This is a genomic window from Klebsiella sp. CN_Kp088 (assembly GCF_040064335.1).
Lineage (GTDB): Bacteria > Pseudomonadota > Gammaproteobacteria > Enterobacterales > Enterobacteriaceae > Klebsiella > Klebsiella aerogenes.
The window spans coordinates 282,228-299,405 of record NZ_JBEAIQ010000001.1 but is presented as its reverse complement, the minus strand read 5'-3'; the positions used below and the strand labels follow the sequence as shown (position 1 = coordinate 299,405).

16 protein-coding genes and 1 pseudogene are annotated in these 17,178 nt (G+C 57.5%); 9 read left to right on the top strand and 8 right to left on the bottom strand.

Translation table 11 applies throughout. From position 1 onward, the window contains the following. Positions 1 to 8: 8 nt before the first annotated feature. On the bottom strand, positions 9 to 1,046 hold the full coding sequence (gene hpxD, locus ABLV08_RS01460) for a molybdenum cofactor-independent xanthine hydroxylase subunit HpxD (RefSeq protein ID WP_149270834.1): 1,038 nt from the start codon (positions 1,044 to 1,046) through the stop codon (positions 9 to 11). Between the two features lie 125 nt (positions 1,047 to 1,171). Here hpxD and hpxR point away from each other — a divergent pair, with 125 nt between their 5' ends. Beyond that, a complete protein-coding gene (hpxR, locus tag ABLV08_RS01455) occupies positions 1,172 to 2,107 on the top strand; it encodes a LysR family hpxDE operon transcriptional regulator HpxR (protein WP_063410345.1) in 936 nt (311 codons plus the stop codon). On the opposite strand, the gene hpxO is transcribed toward hpxR, so the two are convergent. Continuing rightward, entirely contained in the window at positions 2,086 to 3,240 is a 1,155-nt protein-coding gene (gene hpxO, locus ABLV08_RS01450; RefSeq protein WP_129242696.1) for an FAD-dependent urate hydroxylase HpxO, read from the bottom strand. The two genes, hpxR and hpxO, sit on opposite strands and share 22 nt — an antisense overlap. Before the next feature lie 359 nt (positions 3,241 to 3,599). Between hpxO and ABLV08_RS01445 the strand changes: the two genes are divergently transcribed. Genes ABLV08_RS01445 through uraH form a run of 3 tightly spaced genes read left to right on the top strand, consistent with a single transcriptional unit; the run spans position 3,600 to position 5,783 of the window. After that, positions 3,600 to 4,982 carry a nucleobase:cation symporter-2 family protein gene (locus tag ABLV08_RS01445; protein WP_154105089.1) on the top strand — a complete coding sequence of 461 codons (1,383 nt, stop codon included), beginning with the start codon at positions 3,600 to 3,602 and terminating at the stop codon, positions 4,980 to 4,982. Further along, positions 4,960 to 5,460: a 2-oxo-4-hydroxy-4-carboxy-5-ureidoimidazoline decarboxylase gene (uraD, locus tag ABLV08_RS01440; protein WP_077203478.1), complete on the top strand. Its 501-nt coding sequence runs from the start codon at positions 4,960 to 4,962 to the stop codon at positions 5,458 to 5,460. The genes ABLV08_RS01445 and uraD overlap by 23 nt, the downstream gene beginning before the upstream one ends. After that, positions 5,457 to 5,783, top strand: coding sequence for a hydroxyisourate hydrolase (gene uraH / locus ABLV08_RS01435; protein ID WP_154105090.1), 327 nt, complete (start codon positions 5,457 to 5,459; stop codon positions 5,781 to 5,783). Before uraD ends, uraH begins: the two co-directional genes overlap by 4 nt. 43 nt (positions 5,784 to 5,826) lie before the next feature. Here uraH and guaD read toward each other — a convergent pair whose 3' ends face one another. Beyond that, positions 5,827 to 7,140: a guanine deaminase gene (guaD, locus tag ABLV08_RS01430; protein WP_042897439.1), complete on the bottom strand. Its 1,314-nt coding sequence runs from the start codon at positions 7,138 to 7,140 to the stop codon at positions 5,827 to 5,829. A gap of 93 nt (positions 7,141 to 7,233) precedes the next feature. Beyond that, positions 7,234 to 8,730, bottom strand: coding sequence for an NCS1 family nucleobase:cation symporter-1 (locus ABLV08_RS01425; protein WP_154105092.1), 1,497 nt, complete (start codon positions 8,728 to 8,730; stop codon positions 7,234 to 7,236). A gap of 143 nt (positions 8,731 to 8,873) precedes the next feature. Between ABLV08_RS01425 and ABLV08_RS01420 the strand changes: the two genes are divergently transcribed. From ABLV08_RS01420 to puuE, 3 genes and pseudogenes are all read left to right on the top strand, one after another. After that, positions 8,874 to 9,590: a GntR family transcriptional regulator gene (locus tag ABLV08_RS01420; protein ID WP_154105093.1), complete on the top strand. Its 717-nt coding sequence runs from the start codon at positions 8,874 to 8,876 to the stop codon at positions 9,588 to 9,590. Next, positions 9,590 to 10,458, top strand: a pseudogene (locus ABLV08_RS01415) (aspartate/glutamate racemase family protein); the annotation flags it as partial. The gene ABLV08_RS01420 and the pseudogene ABLV08_RS01415, both read left to right, overlap by 1 nt. Continuing rightward, positions 10,346 to 11,278: an allantoinase PuuE gene (gene puuE / locus ABLV08_RS01410; protein ID WP_015705419.1), complete on the top strand. Its 933-nt coding sequence runs from the start codon at positions 10,346 to 10,348 to the stop codon at positions 11,276 to 11,278. The pseudogene ABLV08_RS01415 and the gene puuE, both read left to right, overlap by 113 nt. A gap of 320 nt (positions 11,279 to 11,598) precedes the next feature. Here the strand turns inward: puuE and hpxZ are convergent, their stop codons facing one another. From hpxZ to hpxW, 4 genes are read right to left on the bottom strand one after another with little or no spacing between them, the layout of a single operon-like run. Beyond that, complete coding sequence (hpxZ, locus tag ABLV08_RS01405; protein WP_015705418.1) at positions 11,599 to 11,988, bottom strand: oxalurate catabolism protein HpxZ; 390 nt, start codon at positions 11,986 to 11,988, stop codon at positions 11,599 to 11,601. Further along, positions 11,985 to 13,382 (bottom strand): AtzE family amidohydrolase, encoded by a 1,398-nt coding sequence (locus ABLV08_RS01400; protein ID WP_267984168.1) that lies wholly within the window; start codon positions 13,380 to 13,382, stop codon positions 11,985 to 11,987. The genes hpxZ and ABLV08_RS01400 overlap by 4 nt, the downstream gene beginning before the upstream one ends. Next, on the bottom strand, positions 13,379 to 13,567 hold the full coding sequence (hpxX, locus tag ABLV08_RS01395) for an oxalurate catabolism protein HpxX (protein WP_032708053.1): 189 nt from the start codon (positions 13,565 to 13,567) through the stop codon (positions 13,379 to 13,381). Before hpxX ends, ABLV08_RS01400 begins: the two co-directional genes overlap by 4 nt. A 10-nt stretch (positions 13,568 to 13,577) precedes the next feature. Then, on the bottom strand, positions 13,578 to 15,161 hold the full coding sequence (hpxW, locus tag ABLV08_RS01390; protein WP_348855462.1) for an oxamate amidohydrolase: 1,584 nt from the start codon (positions 15,159 to 15,161) through the stop codon (positions 13,578 to 13,580). A gap of 177 nt (positions 15,162 to 15,338) precedes the next feature. Between hpxW and hpxU the strand changes: the two genes are divergently transcribed. Both hpxU and ABLV08_RS01380 read left to right on the top strand, forming a co-directional pair. Next, positions 15,339 to 16,178, top strand: coding sequence for a MurR/RpiR family transcriptional regulator HpxU (hpxU, locus tag ABLV08_RS01385; RefSeq protein ID WP_032714496.1), 840 nt, complete (start codon positions 15,339 to 15,341; stop codon positions 16,176 to 16,178). Positions 16,179 to 16,390: 212 nt separating this feature from the next. Continuing rightward, on the top strand, positions 16,391 to 17,176 hold the full coding sequence (locus tag ABLV08_RS01380; RefSeq protein ID WP_191905586.1) for a transporter substrate-binding domain-containing protein: 786 nt from the start codon (positions 16,391 to 16,393) through the stop codon (positions 17,174 to 17,176). Positions 17,177 to 17,178 lie beyond the last annotated feature (2 nt).

Genomic DNA, 17,178 nt, shown 5'->3' with positions numbered 1-17,178 from the left:
CTCCTTGCTCAGACCAGGAAAAACTCACCGAAACCCAGCCGCTTCAAGCCGCGACGGTAGGCAATTGAGCTACGGTCGGCTGGAATATGTGCTTCCAGGGTAAGATCCAGAGGTAGCGTCTCCGGGCGCTGGTTCTCGACCATCAGCCGGTCTTCTTCAAAAACGCGAAGGTTGAAGGCGTAGACCTCCTCCACCGGCACATGCAGGTCGAAATTGCGGGCGATTGGGGCAAACATCCGCGTGACCCGTGATGAGACGGGCGAGGCGGCATTCATAATAACCAGCCGGGCTTCGCCGGGAAAATGAATCGTCAGGGTGGCGGTAAAGGGCAAATGCATCTCAAAGCGACGCAGCCATTGAAAACCCTCCGGAGCCCGGTAACCGGCGCTTGCCGGATAATTGCCGACCGTGCTCCAGTAGTCGACGACAAACCCGTTTTCCGTTTCCTCAGGCAGGTAGTCAGGAACCTGTTGATTCTCCGCATCGGCGAAGGTGTCGGTATGGATCCACGCAAAATGCGCCACATCAAGAAACCCTTCAACCTGACGGCCTGCAAAGCCATTGACCTCAAACGCCGGGCAGGTCAGTTGCTGGAATCCGTCGTCTGCCCAGTGCGGCATGGTCGGTAACCGCGGGGGATTGTCAGCATCATAATCGAGACACACCCACACCAGACCATAGTGTTCTTCCGCCGCGTAGCAGGTCAGATTTAATTTCGCCGGTATCGGCTGATTTGGGCTGGAGGGGATTCGGTTACAGCGGCCATCTTCCCCAAAGCGCAGGCCGTGATAAGGGCAAATGATACCTTCTTCGTCATGAAAACCTAACGTCAATGGTACCCCGCGGTGGGGACAGACATCGCGGGCGACTACGACTCGTTCGTGCAGGCGATAGATAACCAGTTTTTCATCCAGCAGGGTGGCTTTCACTGGTTGCGGGCCGATATCAGCGCTGCGCGCCACCGGATGCCAGCATTTTGCCAGCCGCAGCCAGTCCTGGGGTTCAAAGGTGCAATGCGCGGGGGGCGCGAGCGGTTGTCTGTTCATCGTCTTGCTTCCTGATGGCTAAGTTGATTGTTTAATTGTTGTGAGTTTATTGTTGCCATAGTAGGGTGTTGACATCCATCAGCATTAATTCAGCTATCCGTTGCAAAAATCAGTACAGGTAACCGATGAGTCCTTTCTCGCGCTTTGCGCATTATTTTATGGAAGTGGCCCGCAGCGGCAGCCTGCGCCGGGCGGCGGAAAAACTGCATATTTCGGCTTCGGCGATTAACCGCCAGATACTGCAGGCTGAAGCGTCCTTCGGCACGCCGCTGTTTGAACGGCTGCCGGAAGGTTTGCGGATGACCACCGCAGGCGAGCTGTTGTATGACAATCTGCTGCGCTGGCAAAAAGAGTTTCGCGTGACCCAACAGAAATTTGATGAACTGCAGGGGCTAAAACGCGGAACGGTGAGTGTCGGTATGGTGCAGGCGCTGGCCGAAGGGAGTTTTGCCGCGGCGCTGGCAGAGATTATCAACCAGTGCGAGTGGCTGGAACTGATGTTGCAGGTCGCCGATAGCCAGAGCATCAGCGACAGAGTGCGTCAGGCCGATGTCGATTTTGGTCTGATCCTCGATCCTGAAGGTCAGGCGGGTCTCAACGTACTGGCGTTTATTGAAATGGAAGTCGGGGTGGTACTGCATCCGCACCATCCTTTTGCCGCCGCGCCCGCGATCTCGCTGGGGGAACTTAGCGATGAACGGCATATTATTCCCGGCGCGCCGTTAATAGTGCATGACCGGGTGGCAATGCTCTATCGCCATTATGATTTTTCGCCGCCCAACACCGTTAGCTGCAATGATATTCGTCTGATTAAATCGCTGGTGCTTAAAGGCGGCGGGGTGACGGTCCTGAGCCTGCTGGACGTGCAGGACGAGGTAAACAACGGTTTGCTGGCGTTTGTGCCGCTACGTAATAAGCTGCTGCGACCTTTGACTCTGGCGCTATGCACCGCGCCATCGCGCCAGCTATCTCGTCCGGCGCAAATGGCGATTCAAAAACTAACGCTGGTGATGGAGGAGATGCGTAGCGCTGCTCACTCTCAGCCTAATGGCCCGCCCTGAATGGTTTCACACAAGCCGTTGATAATACGCTCGCCAGTTTCCGTTTTCAGTTCCTGATACCAGGCTTTGGTTAACGCCATATCCTTACCGTGGGTGATATCACAGCGTTTACGCGCTTTGAGCACCAGGTCACGCACCCGTTCACAACGCAATGCTTCATACTGGCGCAGCGCGGTGACAATATCGCTATTGTCGCGCAGTACATTACCCAGCACGACCGCGTCCTCCATCGCCGCGCAGCCGCCCTGGCCGATATCCGGCGTGGTGCTGTGCCCGGCATCGCCCAGTAGCGCCACCTTGCCACGCACCAGCTTATCAAAAGGTTCAATATCGTGAATTTCTATCCGGTTGGTGGTCTGCGGGTCGAGTACGGCGATAAGCTTTTGCACCGGCGGCGCCCAGCCGGCGAAGTAGCGGGTTAAATCGTCGCGCAGGGTGAGGCGATCTTCCGCTAACCCGGCCGGCAACGGCACATCGAAGAAGAAGTAGAAGCGTCCGCCCGCCACCGGCATCAGCGACACGCGTTTGCCTTCGCCGACAAACGTCGTCCACTGATCGGCGGGGGCAATGGACTCATCAATGTCGACCAGACCATTCCAGTTGACGTAACCAGCATAGCGGCGTTCCGGCGTATAGCCGAGCACATATGGCCGCAGTGCCGAATGGCTGCCGTCGGCGGCGATGACCATATCGCCGTGCGCCTCGCTACCATCGGTAAACCAGACGGTGACGCCGTCGGTATGCTCTTCCACGCGGGTGACCCGCTTGCCGAACTGCACCTGCTCACGCCCCCAGAAATCAAGCATCTCACGCTGAAGTTCCGTTCGCGACACTGGCGAAGGGCGGCCCTGCGTACGTTCAACCAGCGGCGCAAGACTGAACCGTGTGAGCGTTTCCCCGTGTTGATACTCCTTATACGCCAGATAATGCATCGGGCCGCCATAAGCGTCGATGATCTCGCCCATCCCCAGGCGGTTCATACACTTGACGCCGTTGGGCCAGATAGAGATCGCGGCGCCAACCGGCTTAATCTCTTTTACCGCTTCGAACACTTCGCAGGCGATGCCTGCATTACGTAGCGCCACCGCGGCGCTCAACCCGCCGATTCCCGCGCCAATCACGATTGCTTTCATTGTCTTCCCCTTAGGTGTGTTGTTTAAGGGGTTCAGCAATTTGCATACCAGGTAGCAGAACCTGCGAAATCAGCGGAAAACGGACGGGTGATGGCGGGGAGATGCACCAAAGGAGGGCAAAGTTGCGATTATGTTGCCTTTTTATGAATCAAAGATTTCTTTTTATGAATTAAGGAATCAAAAGTTTCAGCGCCCCGCGCCAACGATCGTTACAGAATACCCGCTCTTTAATTTAGCTATTTCGCTGATAAATAAAAGATAAAGCGATTGTTACGTGGATAAAGATAGAGGGAATAAGCAATGTGGCCTGCTTTGTGCACTACATCGTGAACGCTTATCCACGACGAGACGGTGACCCCATGTCTGATGAAAAGAACAGCAACCTGCTTTATGGCCTGGAGCAGCGCATCCCGCCGCTGCCGGCTTTTTTTAGCGCCTTACAGCACGTGCTGGCAGGGCTGGTCGGCATTATTACGCCGCCGCTGATTATTGGCGCCGCGCTGGGGCTTGGCGAATGGCTGCCATATTTAATTAGTATGTCGCTAATGGCTTCCGGGATTGGCACCTTTCTGCAGGCTAACCGCGTCTGGGGGATCGGTGCGGGGATGATCTGTATGCAGGGCACCAGCTTCGCTTTTCTCGGCGTAGCGATTGCCGGCGGCATGTGGGTGAAAGCGCAGGGAGGCGGCCCGCAGGACATTATGGCCATGCTGTTTGGCGTCAACGTTGTTGCCGCGCTGGTACCGGTCGTCGTCAGCCGCTTTATCGAACCGCTGAAAAAACTTTTTACCCCGATTATTACCGGCAGCGTCATTGCGCTGATCGGCATTAGCCTGATAAAGGTCAGTATTATTAACTGGAGCGGCGGCGAGCACGCGAAGGATTTCGCCAGCCCGGGCAATATCGCATTGGGCGGCATAACGTTAGGGATTATCGTGGTGCTGAGCTGCGCGAAAAACCGCTGGCTGCGTTTATCGTCGGTGGTCATCGGCATGGCGGTGGGCTGTATTGCCGCCGCATTGAGCGGAAAATTTCATCTGGCGCCGATCGGCGATAGCTGGTTTCGTCTGCCGGCGATATTTCCTTTTGGCTTTCAGTTTAATAGCGCCATATTTTTACCGGTCGCGCTGGTATCGCTGGTTTGCATTCTTGAAGCCGTCGGCGATTTAACCGCCAACTGCCTGATCTCAAAACAGGCCATCGATGACGGCGCGTTTCATTCGCGCCTGAAAGGCGGGATCCTCGCGGATGGCATTAGCTGCCTGATCGCCGCGGCGATCTGCGCGTTTCCCAATACGACCTTCGCACAGAATAACGGCGTCATCCAGATGACCGGCGTCGCCAGCCGCTATGTCGGGCGTTATATTGGCGTATTGCTGATTCTGCTTGGGCTGTTTCCGCCATTCGGCGAGATCCTACGCCAGATCCCCACGCCGGTGTTAGGTGGCGCGACGATGGTCATGTTTGGCTGTGTCGTGGCGGCCGGGATCCGCATTATCACCCAGAACCCGCTAACCCGCCGCGATATGCTGATTGTGGGCCTGGCATTTGGTTTTGGCCTCGGCATTGAGGCGGTTCCCGCTTTCCTTGCCCATTTCCCGCCCATCATCGGTAACCTGTTTGGATCTGCGGCCACCAGCGGCGGGCTGGTGGCGATTGTACTGAATCTGATTATTCCGCAAGAGAAAGCCGCCATGACGGCAGCGGCAAGGAGCAATGATGATAACACTCAACCACTTTAATCAGTTGCCGCAGGCGCAAGCTCTGCGACTGCTCGAACCCTGCGTGGCGCTCCCCGCCTGGCGCGAAGCGCTGGCGCTGGAGCGGCCCTATGCCACACTGACGGCCTTAACAGACCGCGCGCAACAACTGATGCAGCACTGGGGAGAGGCAGATCTGGCGCGGGCGCTCTGCGCCCACCCGCGGATCGGGGAAAAGCCGACGGGCGGGGAAGCGCATGCCGCGCTGTCTCGCCAGGAGCAGGCGGAGGTTAATGCCGATGATGCCGATATCGCTCGGGCGCTGAAAGAAGGGAACGCCCGTTACGAAGCCCGCTTTGACCGCGTGTTTCTGATCCGCGCCAAAGGGCGCAGCGCCGCCGAGATCCTGCAGGCGCTGACCCAACGGCTGACCCATAATGACGCGCAGGAAATTGAAGCGGCACTGGAACAATTACGTGAAATCACCTTACTCAGACTGGCGGGAGTTATTAGCGAATGATCACCCTGAGCACCCATATTCTTGATATTTCTACCGGCAAGCCTGCACAAGGCGTGGCGGTCACCTTGATATGCGAAGGGCGCAGCCTGGCGTCAGGCGTGACGGACAGCCATGGCCGTCTGGGCGAACTGGCGACGGGACAACTGCGTCCCGGAAACTATCAGCTGGTGGCCGAACTGCAATCGTGGTTTGCGCGCGATGGTCGTCAGACCCTGTACCGGCAGGCGCAGATCGATTTTATGATCACCGTCGAGGACAACGACCATTTTCATCTGCCGTTTTTAATTGCCCCCGGCGGCTGGTCGACCTATCGCGGAAGTTAAGTTGAGTCCGCCGCCCGGTCAGAATGAAGCGCCGGGCAGCGGTTCAGCCTTCGTTACACCATACCTGTTGGCCATTGACCCAGGTCTCACTAATGTTTCGTTCATCGCCTAAGGTCATCAATACGAACAGCTGCTCATAGACATCATGACAGCGTGCGCCGCGCAGCTTTTGTAGCGGCGTCACCGCCGGGTCGATAACCACCAAATCGGCCTCTTTTCCCGACTGGAAATTACCAATTTTGTCATCCAGGCGTAACGCGTGCGCGCCGCCCAACGTCGCATGATAAAACGCTTCGCTGGCGCGCAGGCGATAGCTCTGTAGCTGCGCCACTTTATAGGCCTCGCCGAGGGTACGCAGCAGGCTGAAGGTGGTCCCGGCGCCAACATCGCTGCCGATGCCGATCCGGACCTGATGTTGCCAGCTGGCGGGCAGGCGAAATAGCCCGCTACCTAAAAACAGGTTTGACGTCGGGCAAAAGGCGATTGCCGAACCGGTCTCATGCAGACACCGCCACTCTTTCTCCGCCAGATGGATCCCATGGGCGAAGACGCTGCGCGCTCCGGTCAATTGATAGTGATGATAAACATCAAGATAGTGCTCATGCTCCGGCCATAACTGCTTTACCCACGCAACTTCATTAAGGTTTTCACTGAGATGGGTATGCAGCCAGGTATCAGGAAACTCCTCCCGCAGCCGCTGAACTGCTTGTAGTAGTTCCGGTGTGGAGGTGGGGGCAAAACGCGGCGTAATAGCGTAGCCCAGACGGCCTCGCTGGTGCCAGCGCTGGATCAGTTCGCGGGTCTGGCGATAGCTCTGTTCGGCGGTTTCGGTTAAATACTCCGGCGTATGGCGATCCATCATCACCTTACCGGCCAGCAGGCGCATGTTCAGGCGCAACGCCTCGGTAAACAGGGCCTCCACGGACGCAGGATGAAGCGTACAAAACACCAGCGCGGTGGTGGTGCCATGGCTGAGCAACTGGTTGACAAAAAAACGGGCGATATCGGCCGCGTACCGTTCATCGGCAAACTGGCTTTCCACCGGGAAGGTATAAGTGGTCAGCCATTCCAGCAGCTGTTCGCCAAAGGCGCCGATCATTTCGGTTTGAGGATAATGAATATGGGCGTCGACAAACCCCGGTAGCAGCAGTTTACCGCGCAGATCGCGATAGCCTTTATGTGGATCGAGTAATGCTTCGCCTTCCTGCCATGGCAGTAGCGCCTGAATCTTCCCGGCGTAAATAAACAGCACGCCATCATCAATATATCGCGCGTAGCGGGCGATATCGTCAGCGCTGGCGGCGGGTTGGCTAATATCAAAAAACGCACCGCGTAGCGCGGTGTGGTATTCCAGCATGTTGCCGCCTTATATAAGTAGGTTGATAGCTATTGCGCAAATATTGCAAATTTAATGCCAGGAGGCCGCGGAAGGCACCGCGGCCGGGCGGGATTATTCTTTCTGCGCCAGCGCGCCGGGGGTAAAGCGGGCGGAGGAAGCGGCCTGCCGCTCGTCGCGGGCAATCCAGCGATACAGGCTGCCGCTTAACAGCACGCCGATGAACCAGCTAAAATTGGCCACCTCATGCAGAGCGGGAATAAAGCTGATAATCAGGCCGACCGCCACCGAGGGCAGCAGCGCGGCGATGGCCTTCGGGTTAAAGCCGTTGCGGTACCAGTATTTGCCTTTCGGGGTATCATCGAAAAGATCGTCGATCGATACCTGTCCGCGTTTAATCAAATAGAAATCAACCAGCAGAATGCCGAACAACGGCCCGATAAACGCTCCCAATACATCCAGGGTGTAGTGGATAAGCTCAGGGGAGTTAAACAGATTCCACGGGGTGAGCAGTATCGAGCCGACGGCGGCAATCATCCCGCCGGTGCGGAAGCTGATTTTGTGCGGCGCGCAGTTGGAAAAATCAAATGCCGGCGAGACGAAGTTGGCGACAATATTGATGCCGATAGTGGCGGTGATCATGGTCAGCAGGCCGATGGCCACCGCCAGATCGTTACCCACATGGCTCACCGTTTCAATCGGGTCGGTGATCATCCGGCCAAATAAAGATTGCGTCCCGGAGACGATTACTACGGTCACCACCGAGAACAGCAGGAAGTTAAACGGCAGCCCCCAGCGGTTGCCGCGGCGAATTTCGCCCATGCTTCTGGCATAACGGGAGAAATCGCCAAAATTAAGCAGCGGACCGGAGAAGTAGGAGACCACCAGCGCGGTGGCGGTGATCATCTGCCAGCTTTGCTCACCGGCGGTCAGCGTCTTACTGGCGAGGGTAAAGGAGATACCGTCGAGGCCTGTCTTGTATACAATCCAGCCCGCCAGCGCCAGCATCACCACATATACCGCCGGGCCGGCGATATCAATAAAGCGTTTAATCGCGCTCATGCCGTGCCAGAACACCATCGCCTGTAACAGCCACATGGTGGCGAAACAGATCCAGCCAAGCGATGAAAGACCCAGCAATGACGTTTGCGTCATTGCCGCCAGCGAGGGCCAGAACTTCAGCAGCACCAGCATTAAGGCGTTCGCAGCCAGATAAGTTTGGATCCCGTACCAGGCGAAAGCAATCAGCCCGCGTATCACCGCTGGAATATTGGCGCCGAAGACGCCGAACGCCTGACGGCAGATGACCGCATAGGGCACGCCGGCAATCTGGCTGGGTTTGGCCACCAGATTGGCGCAAAGCTGGACGATAACAATTCCGGCCAACAGGCAGATAAGTACCTGCCAGCTCGCCAGACCCAGCGTAAAGAAACTCGCCGCCACCACATAGCCGCCCATGCTATGCACGTCCGACATCCAGAAAGAAAAAATGTTGTACCAGTTCCAGTTTTGCTCGCGCGTCGGCGCCAGATCCTCGTTGCAAAGACGCGGGCTGTAGCCTGATGCCGGGTCTCCGGCGTTGAGCTGATGCGTGTTTTGTGTATTTGGCATGGATCCTGCTCCTCTGAAGACAAACGTTGTGCCGTTGATAGCGGAAGGCGTTGCAGGATTCAGGCCAGAATGGTTAATCTTGTATACAAAATATTTATTTTATGTATACGATTTGATATCAAAATGGAAAGTGGAGTGGACCAATGGGCAATGAAAATCCGCTGCAGGCCGCAGCCGGACTGCATGACAAGGATGAGTCTATCTACGAGGCCTTGCTGACCGCGATTGTCGAGCAACAACTGCTGCCTGGCAGCAAATTGCCGGAAGAGGCGCTGGCGGAGGTGTTCGGCGTCAGCCGCACGGGGATACGTAAAGTGCTGCAACGACTCGCCGCTGTGCAAATGGTGACATTAACGCCCAAACGTGGTGCACAGGTCGCCAGTCCGACGGTTGACGAGGCGCGGGAAATATTCCGCACCCGCGCGCTACTGGAAGTAGCGAATCTGCCGGATGTACTTCAACGCTGCCAGCCTCCGCATCTGGCGGCGCTGGAAGCCATTATTCAGCAGGAGCAACTGGCGCATGAGGCCTATGATGGCCCGGCTGCTATCCGCCATTCCGCTAATTTTCATATTCAGTTACAGGCCATTTCCGGCAACCAGGTGCTAACGGAGATGGTCACCCGGCTCAGTCAACGCTCATCGCTGGTGATTGCCGCCTGGGGCGCGCCGTGGCGGCAAGGGTGCCGCTGCGATGACCACGAGCGCCTTGTCGGCCTGTTACGCGAAAAAGCGCTGACCGCGCTGACCGAGGCGCTAAATCATCACTTTGAACACATCGTCGCCAGTTTATGTTTTTCCCGCACGGGGGAGTCAGTCCCCGATTTCGCCCGGCTGTTTGCCGGCTATAAGGAGCGGTAATGTCCACCATCTGTATACAAGTCATCAATCCCAATACCGATCCCGGTATGACGCAAACTATCGCCGAGGCGGCCCGCGCCGCGGCGTCGCCAGGAACCGATATTGTCGCAGTCTGTCCACCAGACGGCGTGCCGTCGATTGAAGGGCATTTTGACGAAGCCATCGCCGCCGTCGGCGTGCTAGAGCAAATAAAAGCCGGGCGGCAGCAGGGCGTTTCCGGGCACGTTATCGCCTGTTTTGGCGATCCGGGGTTACTTGCCGCCCGTGAACTGGCCCAGGGGCCGGTTATTGGTATTGCCGAAGCGGCGATGCATATGGCGACGCTGGTCGCTACCCGCTTCTCGGTGGTCACTACCTTGCCGCGCACGCTGATTATCGCTCGCCATCTGCTACATCAGTATGGTTTCCATGAGCATTGCGCCGGTCTGCATGCGATCGATCTACCGGTGTTGGCGCTGGAAGATGGCAGCGGCGTGGCGCAGGAAAAAGTACGCGCCCGCTGTATTCAGGCGCTACAGGAGGATGGCTGCGGCGCTATCGTGCTGGGCTGCGGCGGCATGGCGACCCTGGCGCAGCAACTGACCCGGGAACTTCAGGTACCCGTTATTGATGGCGTCAGCGCGGCGGTGAAGATGGTCGAATCTCTGGTGTCGCTAGGCCTGACAACCAGCAAGCACGGCGATTTAGCTTATCCGGAACGTAAAACGCTTAGCGGTAAATTTGCCGTGTTTAATGATTAAATGAAGGGGTGGGAGATGATACCTGCAGCAGAATTATATCCGCGCGATTTGCGCGGCTACGCGGGAAAACCGCCGCACGCGCAGTGGCCAAACCAGGCGCGTATCGCGGTGCAGTTTGTGCTGAATTACGAAGAAGGCGCCGAGAATCACGTCCTGCACGGCGATGCGGGTTCTGAACAGTTTCTCTCCGATATCATTGGCGCTGCCAGCTATCCCGATCGCCATATGTCGATGGACTCATTGTATGAATATGGCAGCCGCGCGGGTTTCTGGCGTATCCATCATGCCTTTCAGGAGCGGGGGTTACCGCTGACGGTATTTGGCGTGGCGATGGCGTTGGCGCGTCATCCGGATATCGTCGCGGCGATCAAAGCGGCCAACTACGATGTGGTCAGCCACGGGTGGCGTTGGATCCACTATCAGCATATGGCGATTGAACAGGAGCGTGACCATCTGCATAAAGCGGTGCAGGTGCTGACCGACCTGTTTGGCAAACCGCCCACCGGCTGGTATACCGGGCGCGATAGCCCTAACACCCGGCAACTGGTGGTGGAACATGGCGGGTTTGATTACGACAGTGACTATTATGGCGATGATTTGCCGTTCTGGACGGAAGTGCCTTGCGCCGACGGGCAGCGTAAACCGCATCTCATCGTGCCTTACACGCTCGATGCTAACGATATGCGCTTTGCCACCGCTCAGGGATTTAATACCGCTGAACAGTTTTATACCTATCTGAAAGACAGCTTTGATGTGCTGTACGCGGAAGGTGAAACGTCGCCGAAAATGATGTCTATCGGCATGCACTGCCGGTTGCTGGGCCGCCCCGGACGCTTTCGCGCTCTGCAACGTTTTCTCGATTACGTGCAGCAGCATGAGCGCGTGTGGATTTGTACCCGCCAGCAGATTGCCGACCACTGGCGGCAGGTGCATCCGTACCAGCCATAGCGGCAGGCCCATTGCGCCGTTATTTTGTCGGGTGGCGGCTAACGTCTTACCCGACCTACGGTCCGTGCGGCCTGCCTTTAATTTATTCACCATGATGACTGACACTACTGGTGCTAGCGATCTCAAAATCCCCTGTGGCGCTGCCGCTTACCGGGGCTACAGCACAATGCGATTTGGTAGCCCGGAGAAGGCGCAACGCGCCGCGTCCGGGAAAACCTCTTAAAAAAGTTGCAAATCGATAACAGTATCTACGGTCCGTGCCATTGTGAGTTGGTAGCCCTGCTAAGCGCAGCGCAAGCAGGGGACGACAAACAACGGCATCAATGTCCCATCAAACTAACCTGTGCGGCAACGATACGCCAGCCACAGGCAAACCGAACCCAGGTTTGTTGCTGACGGCCGATACGTTCGCTACCTTCACGGGTGAACTCGGTACTGCATACCGCATAATCCTCCCCATAGGTGGTGATCACCGTATGGCGTAGCTCCCGTGCAAGCCCTGCGGCGGGGCGCGCGGCGCGGAAGGCGCGGATCTCATCAATACCATAAAGATTCTCCCCGGCGCCGAGGCGAACCGTGCGCGTATCGTGCCAGAACAACGCATCCAGCACTGCGATATCGTTACTCACCAGCGCCTGTTCATAGCGATAAAAGGCCGCCGTAACTTCGGCGACCACTTGCGGAAGATTGATTTCTTGCGACGCGATCATGCGGCAACCTCCACCGGGCGGGAATCGGTCATTCCCATCGCTTCCAGCGCATAGGCGGCGCGCAGACAAGCCTGTTCATTAAACGGCGCGGCAATTAACTGCACCCCGACAGGCAGCCCCGTCGCGGTACGTAGCGGGACGGTCACCACCGGCAGACCGATAAAGGAGATTGGTTGAGTAAGCATGCCCATGCTGGCGCGTATCGGTAAAGACTCGCCGTTGATCTCCATCGTCTGCTCGCCAATAAGCGTGGCGCTGCACGGTGTTGCCGGAGCGATGAGCACGTCGGCATGGGTGAATAGCGACGCGACTTGCTGCTGAGCGTGGCGACGAAAGCGCTGCGCCTGCAGGTACCAGGCGGAAGGGATCATCGCTCCCGCCAGCAGACGTTCGCGCGAGTGCGGTTCAAAGCGCTCCGGCTCACGCCGTAAGGCTGGCAGGTACTGGTTTCCGCCTTCAGAAGCGCTAATGATAAAAGCAGAAGCGCGCGCCAGCTCCGCCTCGGGGAAGAGATACTCTTCAGAGGCTTCGAGATAGCGGGCGACCCGAGCCACCGCCGCGCGGGCATCGTCATCGCACCAGCGGCTGAAATAGCCGCCTAAAACCGCGCAACGCAGCCCCTGGAGGCCATATCGCAGATGCGGCGTAGCTGGGGCGACGCCGCGTTCGGCCTGAAACCCGTCGTTGACGTCTCGCCCCTGCAGAACATCGTAGACTGTGGCTAAATCCTCTACCGTACGAGCAAACGGACCAATATGATCGAGGCTGGGAACAAAAGGGTGGCTGCCGGTACGCGACAGACGGCCGAAGGTTGGCTTGAGACCAAAAATCCCGCTCAGGGATGCCGGAACGCGGATTGAACCATTGGTGTCGCTACCGAGCGAGAAAGTAACCAGCCCGGCGGCGACCGCCGCCGCTGAGCCGCCGGAGGATCCGCCAGCAATGCGGTTAAGATCGTGCGGATTACGCGTCGCGCCATAGTGGCTGTTTTCCGTGGTAAAACCGTAAGCATAGGCGTCCATATTCAGCATCCCGCTGAGCAGGCCGCCTGCGCTTTGGATTTGACTTACCGCCCAGCTATCGACGCGGGCAGGCGGGTTATTGCTGAACAGTTGGGCGCCGGCGAGGGTGGTTTCTCCCGCGACATCAAACAGATTTTTGACCGCGTAGGGAATGCCTGCCAGCGCAGGTAGCGGCTGATTCGTGCGCCGTAGGGCATCAATGGCGTCCGCTTCGTCGAGCATCCGTTTCCCGGTGACAGTCGTCCAGGCATTGAGCAGTGGGTTACTTTGCGCAATATCATCAAGCGTCTGGCGAGCCAGCTCTCTGGCGCTAAATTCACCGCGACTCAGCGACTGCTGGATCCCGGCAATGGTCATCTGATGTAGCTTCATGCTTTATACACTCCGGCGATTTCCAGACGCTGATCGAGCGGATAGGCCATCAGCGGTTCAGCCATATCGGCAATGCGGCGAAATTGCGCCAGCAGCTCAGCTCGGCGCGATTCATCCAGTTCCAGGGCGAGGATCTGCTCCATCTGTCGAAGCCAGTCGCGCCACTCTTTTTCGGTTTGTTTCATGCTTCTCCCCCTAATAGCCAGCGGCGGCGCCGTTACTGCGCGGGTCAGACGCGCCTTCAAACAGGCCGTCAGGATGGCGGACAATGGCCCCGGCATGTCCCATGGCCTCGCTGAAGTCGGCCAGTACCTCAACCTCATGCCCCAGTTCCCTGAGCCGGGCGAGGGTTTGCGGCGCAAAGCGGCCTTCTACTTTTAGTGAGTCCGACGTCTGTCCCCAGGTGCGCCCAAGCAGCCAACGCGGACGAGAAATACTCTCCTGAAGCGGGATGTTCTGCAGGATATAACGGGTGAACAGCGCCGCCTGCGTTTGCGGCTGCCCGTCGCCGCCCATTGAGCCATAAACCATCACCCGCCCATCGTGCAGGCGCGCGGCAGCGGGATTAAGGGTATGGAAGGGTTGCTTGCCCGGCGTCAGGGCCAGCAAATGCGCCGGGTCGAGGCTGAACGACGCGCCGCGGTTTTGCCAGACAATACCGCTGTCCGCCAGCACCACGCCGCTGCCAAACTCATGATAGAGACTCTGGATAAAGGAGACCGCCAGCCCGCTACTGTCCATCACCCCCATCCAGACGGTATCGCCGGGGCCTTTGCCAGCGCCCCATGGCGCGGCGCGTTGGTCGTCGATCTTCTCCGCCAGCGGTTGTAACGCCTGCGGGGACAGCAAACTTTGAATATCCACGTCCAGGTGCAGCGGATCGGTAATATGTTTATCTCGCAGGCTGAAGGCCAGTTTTGTCGCTTCCACGATACGGTGGATAGTCTGCGCATCGTCGGCCTGTTCCATCGCCAGCCGGTCAGTGATGCCGAGAATGGCCAGCGATACCAGCCCCTGCGTCGGCGGCGCCAGGTTCCATAACTCACCGTGTTGATGCTGTAACCGCAGTGGTTGCGGGCGGCGCGCGCGATGCTGGCGCAGATCGTCAAGCGTTATAGGCAGGCCGTAACGGGCCATACCGGCCGCCAGTTGTTCCGCCAGAGAGCCGCGATAGAAACTATCAAGCCCTTCCGCAACCAGCCGTTTTAGCGTGGAGGCCAGCGCAGGCTGACAAAAGCGGCTGCCGCTTTGCGGAGGGCGGCCATTGACCAGAAAGGTCTCAGCGAAGCCCGGCTGGCGCTGAAGTTCATCTAATTTTCCGGAGGTGGCGCTGGCTTGCGAGGCGGTCACCGGAATACCGTTATCGGCATAGCCGATCGCGTCCTGTAACAGGCGCGAAAGCGGTAGTGATTTACCGGTCAGCGAGTGTGAAACTTTCAGCGCCTCATCCCAGCCGCTGACGGTGCCGGCGACGGTCAGGGCGGATTGCGGGCCGCGATGCGGGATGTGCGTTAGCCCGGCATAAGCTTCCGGCGTCGCCAGTGAACCAGCGGCGCCGCTGGCGTCAATGGCGATCGGATCGCCCTGCGGCGGCACGATCAGCCAGAACCCATCGCCGCCAAGACCATTCATATGCGGATAGACCACCGCGATGGTCGCGGCGGCGGCGACCATCGCTTCTATTGCGCTTCCGCCTTCGCGCAGCACGGACAGCGCGCTTTGGCTAGCCAGATGATGGGGGGCGACCGCCATCCCCTGGGTCGAGAAATGACTCTGCATAACTTATCCTCGTAACGAATCATGCAGCCACTGCTGCAAATGCTGTCCGTGCAAAAGCTGTTCCACTTTGAAAAGAAAGTTTCAATGTTGCGGTTTTCTTTTTCTTTTCTCATTGTGGCATGCATTGTGAAGGGTGTTAGCGGTATAGTTCAGTGAAACAAAAGTTACAGAGGCGCTATGGAACAACTCGATGAACGGCTGAAGGCGCAATATGCGTCGTTGTCACCCCAGGAGCAGCGGGTGGCGGATTTCATTGTCGACCACTTTGACGACCTGATTAGCTACAACAGCGCCGAGCTGGCCCAACTGAGCGGGGTATCAAAAGCGACTGTAAGCCGTCTGTTTAAACGGCTGGGATATGAAAAGTATCGCGATATGCGCGATGAGCTGCGCACGTTACGCCAGAGCGGGATGCCGTTGACCGATCATCGCGAGGCGGTGCAGGGTAATACGCTGCTGGCGCGGCATTATAAACAGGAGATGGCAAACCTGACGCAATGGGTAAACGCGCTGGATGCCCGGCAGTTTGCCGAAGCCATTAACGCGCTGGTCAAGGCCAGGCGCGTCGTCATTATTGGCATGCGAAACTCCTGGCCGCTGGCGCTGCATTTGCGCCAGCAGTTGCTTCAGGCGCGTGGGCAAGTGGTGGTGCTGCCGCAACCGGGGCAAAGCCTAAGTGAAGAGCTGGTCGATTTGTGCGCGGAAGATATCGTGGTGGTGATGGCGTTTCGCCGTCGGCCGCGGATTATTCGTCCCCTGATGCAGCAACTGCAACAGCGGGGAGTTCCGCAACTGCTAATCTGCGAGCCTCAGGCGCATAGCCTGTTTCCGCTGGCGTGCTGGCGGTTATGCGCCCCGCTGGATAGCGTTTCGGCTTTCGACAGCTACGCGTCGGCCAATAGTCTTATCAACCTGCTGGCGAACGCCTTGCTACATGAAATTCTCGATAGCGGTCGCCCGCGCATTCATGACATCGCCACGTTATACCAGCAGTTGGATGAGCTTGAACAACGATAATGGGGAGCCAGTCTGGTGCTTTGCACCTTTTTAGTGCCAAAGTGCGGTAAGGAGAAGGGCAATTCTTCTTACCGCCATGGTTAATATTCGCGTCATTTCCCGCTAAAAGCCGATTAGCCAGCGCAAATTTCTTTTGTCCGCATCTGGCACATTAGTTGCAGAAGTTTATTTAAAGAATCTTTTGTTTCATACTAACGTAACGGGTAATGATGATGAAAAAACTGCTGATTGCGCTGACCGGGGTCGCTTGTCTGTTGACACAAATCACCGCCGCACACGCGGACCAACTCCAGGATATTGAAAAACGCGGCGTGATCCGCGTCGCCGTTCCCCAGGATTTCCCGCCGTTTGGTTCTGTCGGCACCGATCTCCAGCCACAGGGGTATGACATTGATATGGCCCGCTATCTGGCAAAGCAGATGAAGCTAAAACTGCAGCTGGTTCCGGTGAGCAGCGCCAACCGGGTACCGTATCTGCAGACCGATAAAGTGGATCTGGTGATCTCAAGCCTGGGTAAAAACGCCGAGCGGGAAAAGGTCATTGATTTCAGCCAACCCTACGCGCCGTTTTTCCTTGGCGTCTTCGGCCCGCAGGGCGCTGCCCTGAAAGACGCCGCCGAACTGAGCGGTAAGAGCATCGGCGTGACCCGCGGCGCGGTGGAAGATATGGTGCTGACCAGCATTGCGCCGAAAGCGGCGCAGATTAAGCGTTACGAAGATAACAACACCACGCTGTCGGCCTGGCTTTCTGGCCAGGTGCAATATGTGGCGACGGGTAATCTGGTGGTGGCGGCTATCTCGCGGCAAAACCCGGCGAAAGCCCCGATCGCCAACTTTATGCTTAAGGATTCACCGTGCGTGATTGGCCTGAAAAAAAATGAGCCGGCGCTGAAGGAAAAGGTGAATGCCTTAATCGCGCAGGGCATTAAGGACGGCACCCTCAATACGTTGTCACAGCAGTGGCTGAAAGCGCCGTTGCCCAGCGACTTTGCCGCTTAAGG

What these genes read in the sequence shown, in the direction of transcription:
- ABLV08_RS01445 (WP_154105089.1), top strand. Translation starts at nt 3,600, where the DNA reads ATGTCTGATGAAAAGAACAGCAACCTGCTTTATGGCCTGGAGCAGCGC.
- puuE (WP_015705419.1), top strand. Translation starts at nt 10,346, where the DNA reads ATGATACCTGCAGCAGAATTATATCCGCGCGATTTGCGCGGCTACGCG.
- guaD (WP_042897439.1), bottom strand. Translation starts at nt 7,140, where the DNA reads ATGCTGGAATACCACACCGCGCTACGCGGTGCGTTTTTTGATATTAGC.
- uraH (WP_154105090.1), top strand. Translation starts at nt 5,457, where the DNA reads ATGATCACCCTGAGCACCCATATTCTTGATATTTCTACCGGCAAGCCT.
- ABLV08_RS01420 (WP_154105093.1), top strand. Translation starts at nt 8,874, where the DNA reads ATGGGCAATGAAAATCCGCTGCAGGCCGCAGCCGGACTGCATGACAAG.
- hpxO (WP_129242696.1), bottom strand. Translation starts at nt 3,240, where the DNA reads ATGAAAGCAATCGTGATTGGCGCGGGAATCGGCGGGTTGAGCGCCGCG.
- ABLV08_RS01425 (WP_154105092.1), bottom strand. Translation starts at nt 8,730, where the DNA reads ATGCCAAATACACAAAACACGCATCAGCTCAACGCCGGAGACCCGGCA.
- hpxU (WP_032714496.1), top strand. Translation starts at nt 15,339, where the DNA reads ATGGAACAACTCGATGAACGGCTGAAGGCGCAATATGCGTCGTTGTCA.
- uraD (WP_077203478.1), top strand. Translation starts at nt 4,960, where the DNA reads ATGATAACACTCAACCACTTTAATCAGTTGCCGCAGGCGCAAGCTCTG.
- ABLV08_RS01400 (WP_267984168.1), bottom strand. Translation starts at nt 13,382, where the DNA reads ATGAAGCTACATCAGATGACCATTGCCGGGATCCAGCAGTCGCTGAGT.
- ABLV08_RS01380 (WP_191905586.1), top strand. Translation starts at nt 16,391, where the DNA reads ATGAAAAAACTGCTGATTGCGCTGACCGGGGTCGCTTGTCTGTTGACA.
- hpxR (WP_063410345.1), top strand. Translation starts at nt 1,172, where the DNA reads ATGAGTCCTTTCTCGCGCTTTGCGCATTATTTTATGGAAGTGGCCCGC.
- hpxX (WP_032708053.1), bottom strand. Translation starts at nt 13,567, where the DNA reads ATGAAACAAACCGAAAAAGAGTGGCGCGACTGGCTTCGACAGATGGAG.
- hpxZ (WP_015705418.1), bottom strand. Translation starts at nt 11,988, where the DNA reads ATGATCGCGTCGCAAGAAATCAATCTTCCGCAAGTGGTCGCCGAAGTT.
- hpxW (WP_348855462.1), bottom strand. Translation starts at nt 15,161, where the DNA reads ATGCAGAGTCATTTCTCGACCCAGGGGATGGCGGTCGCCCCCCATCAT.
- hpxD (WP_149270834.1), bottom strand. Translation starts at nt 1,046, where the DNA reads ATGAACAGACAACCGCTCGCGCCCCCCGCGCATTGCACCTTTGAACCC.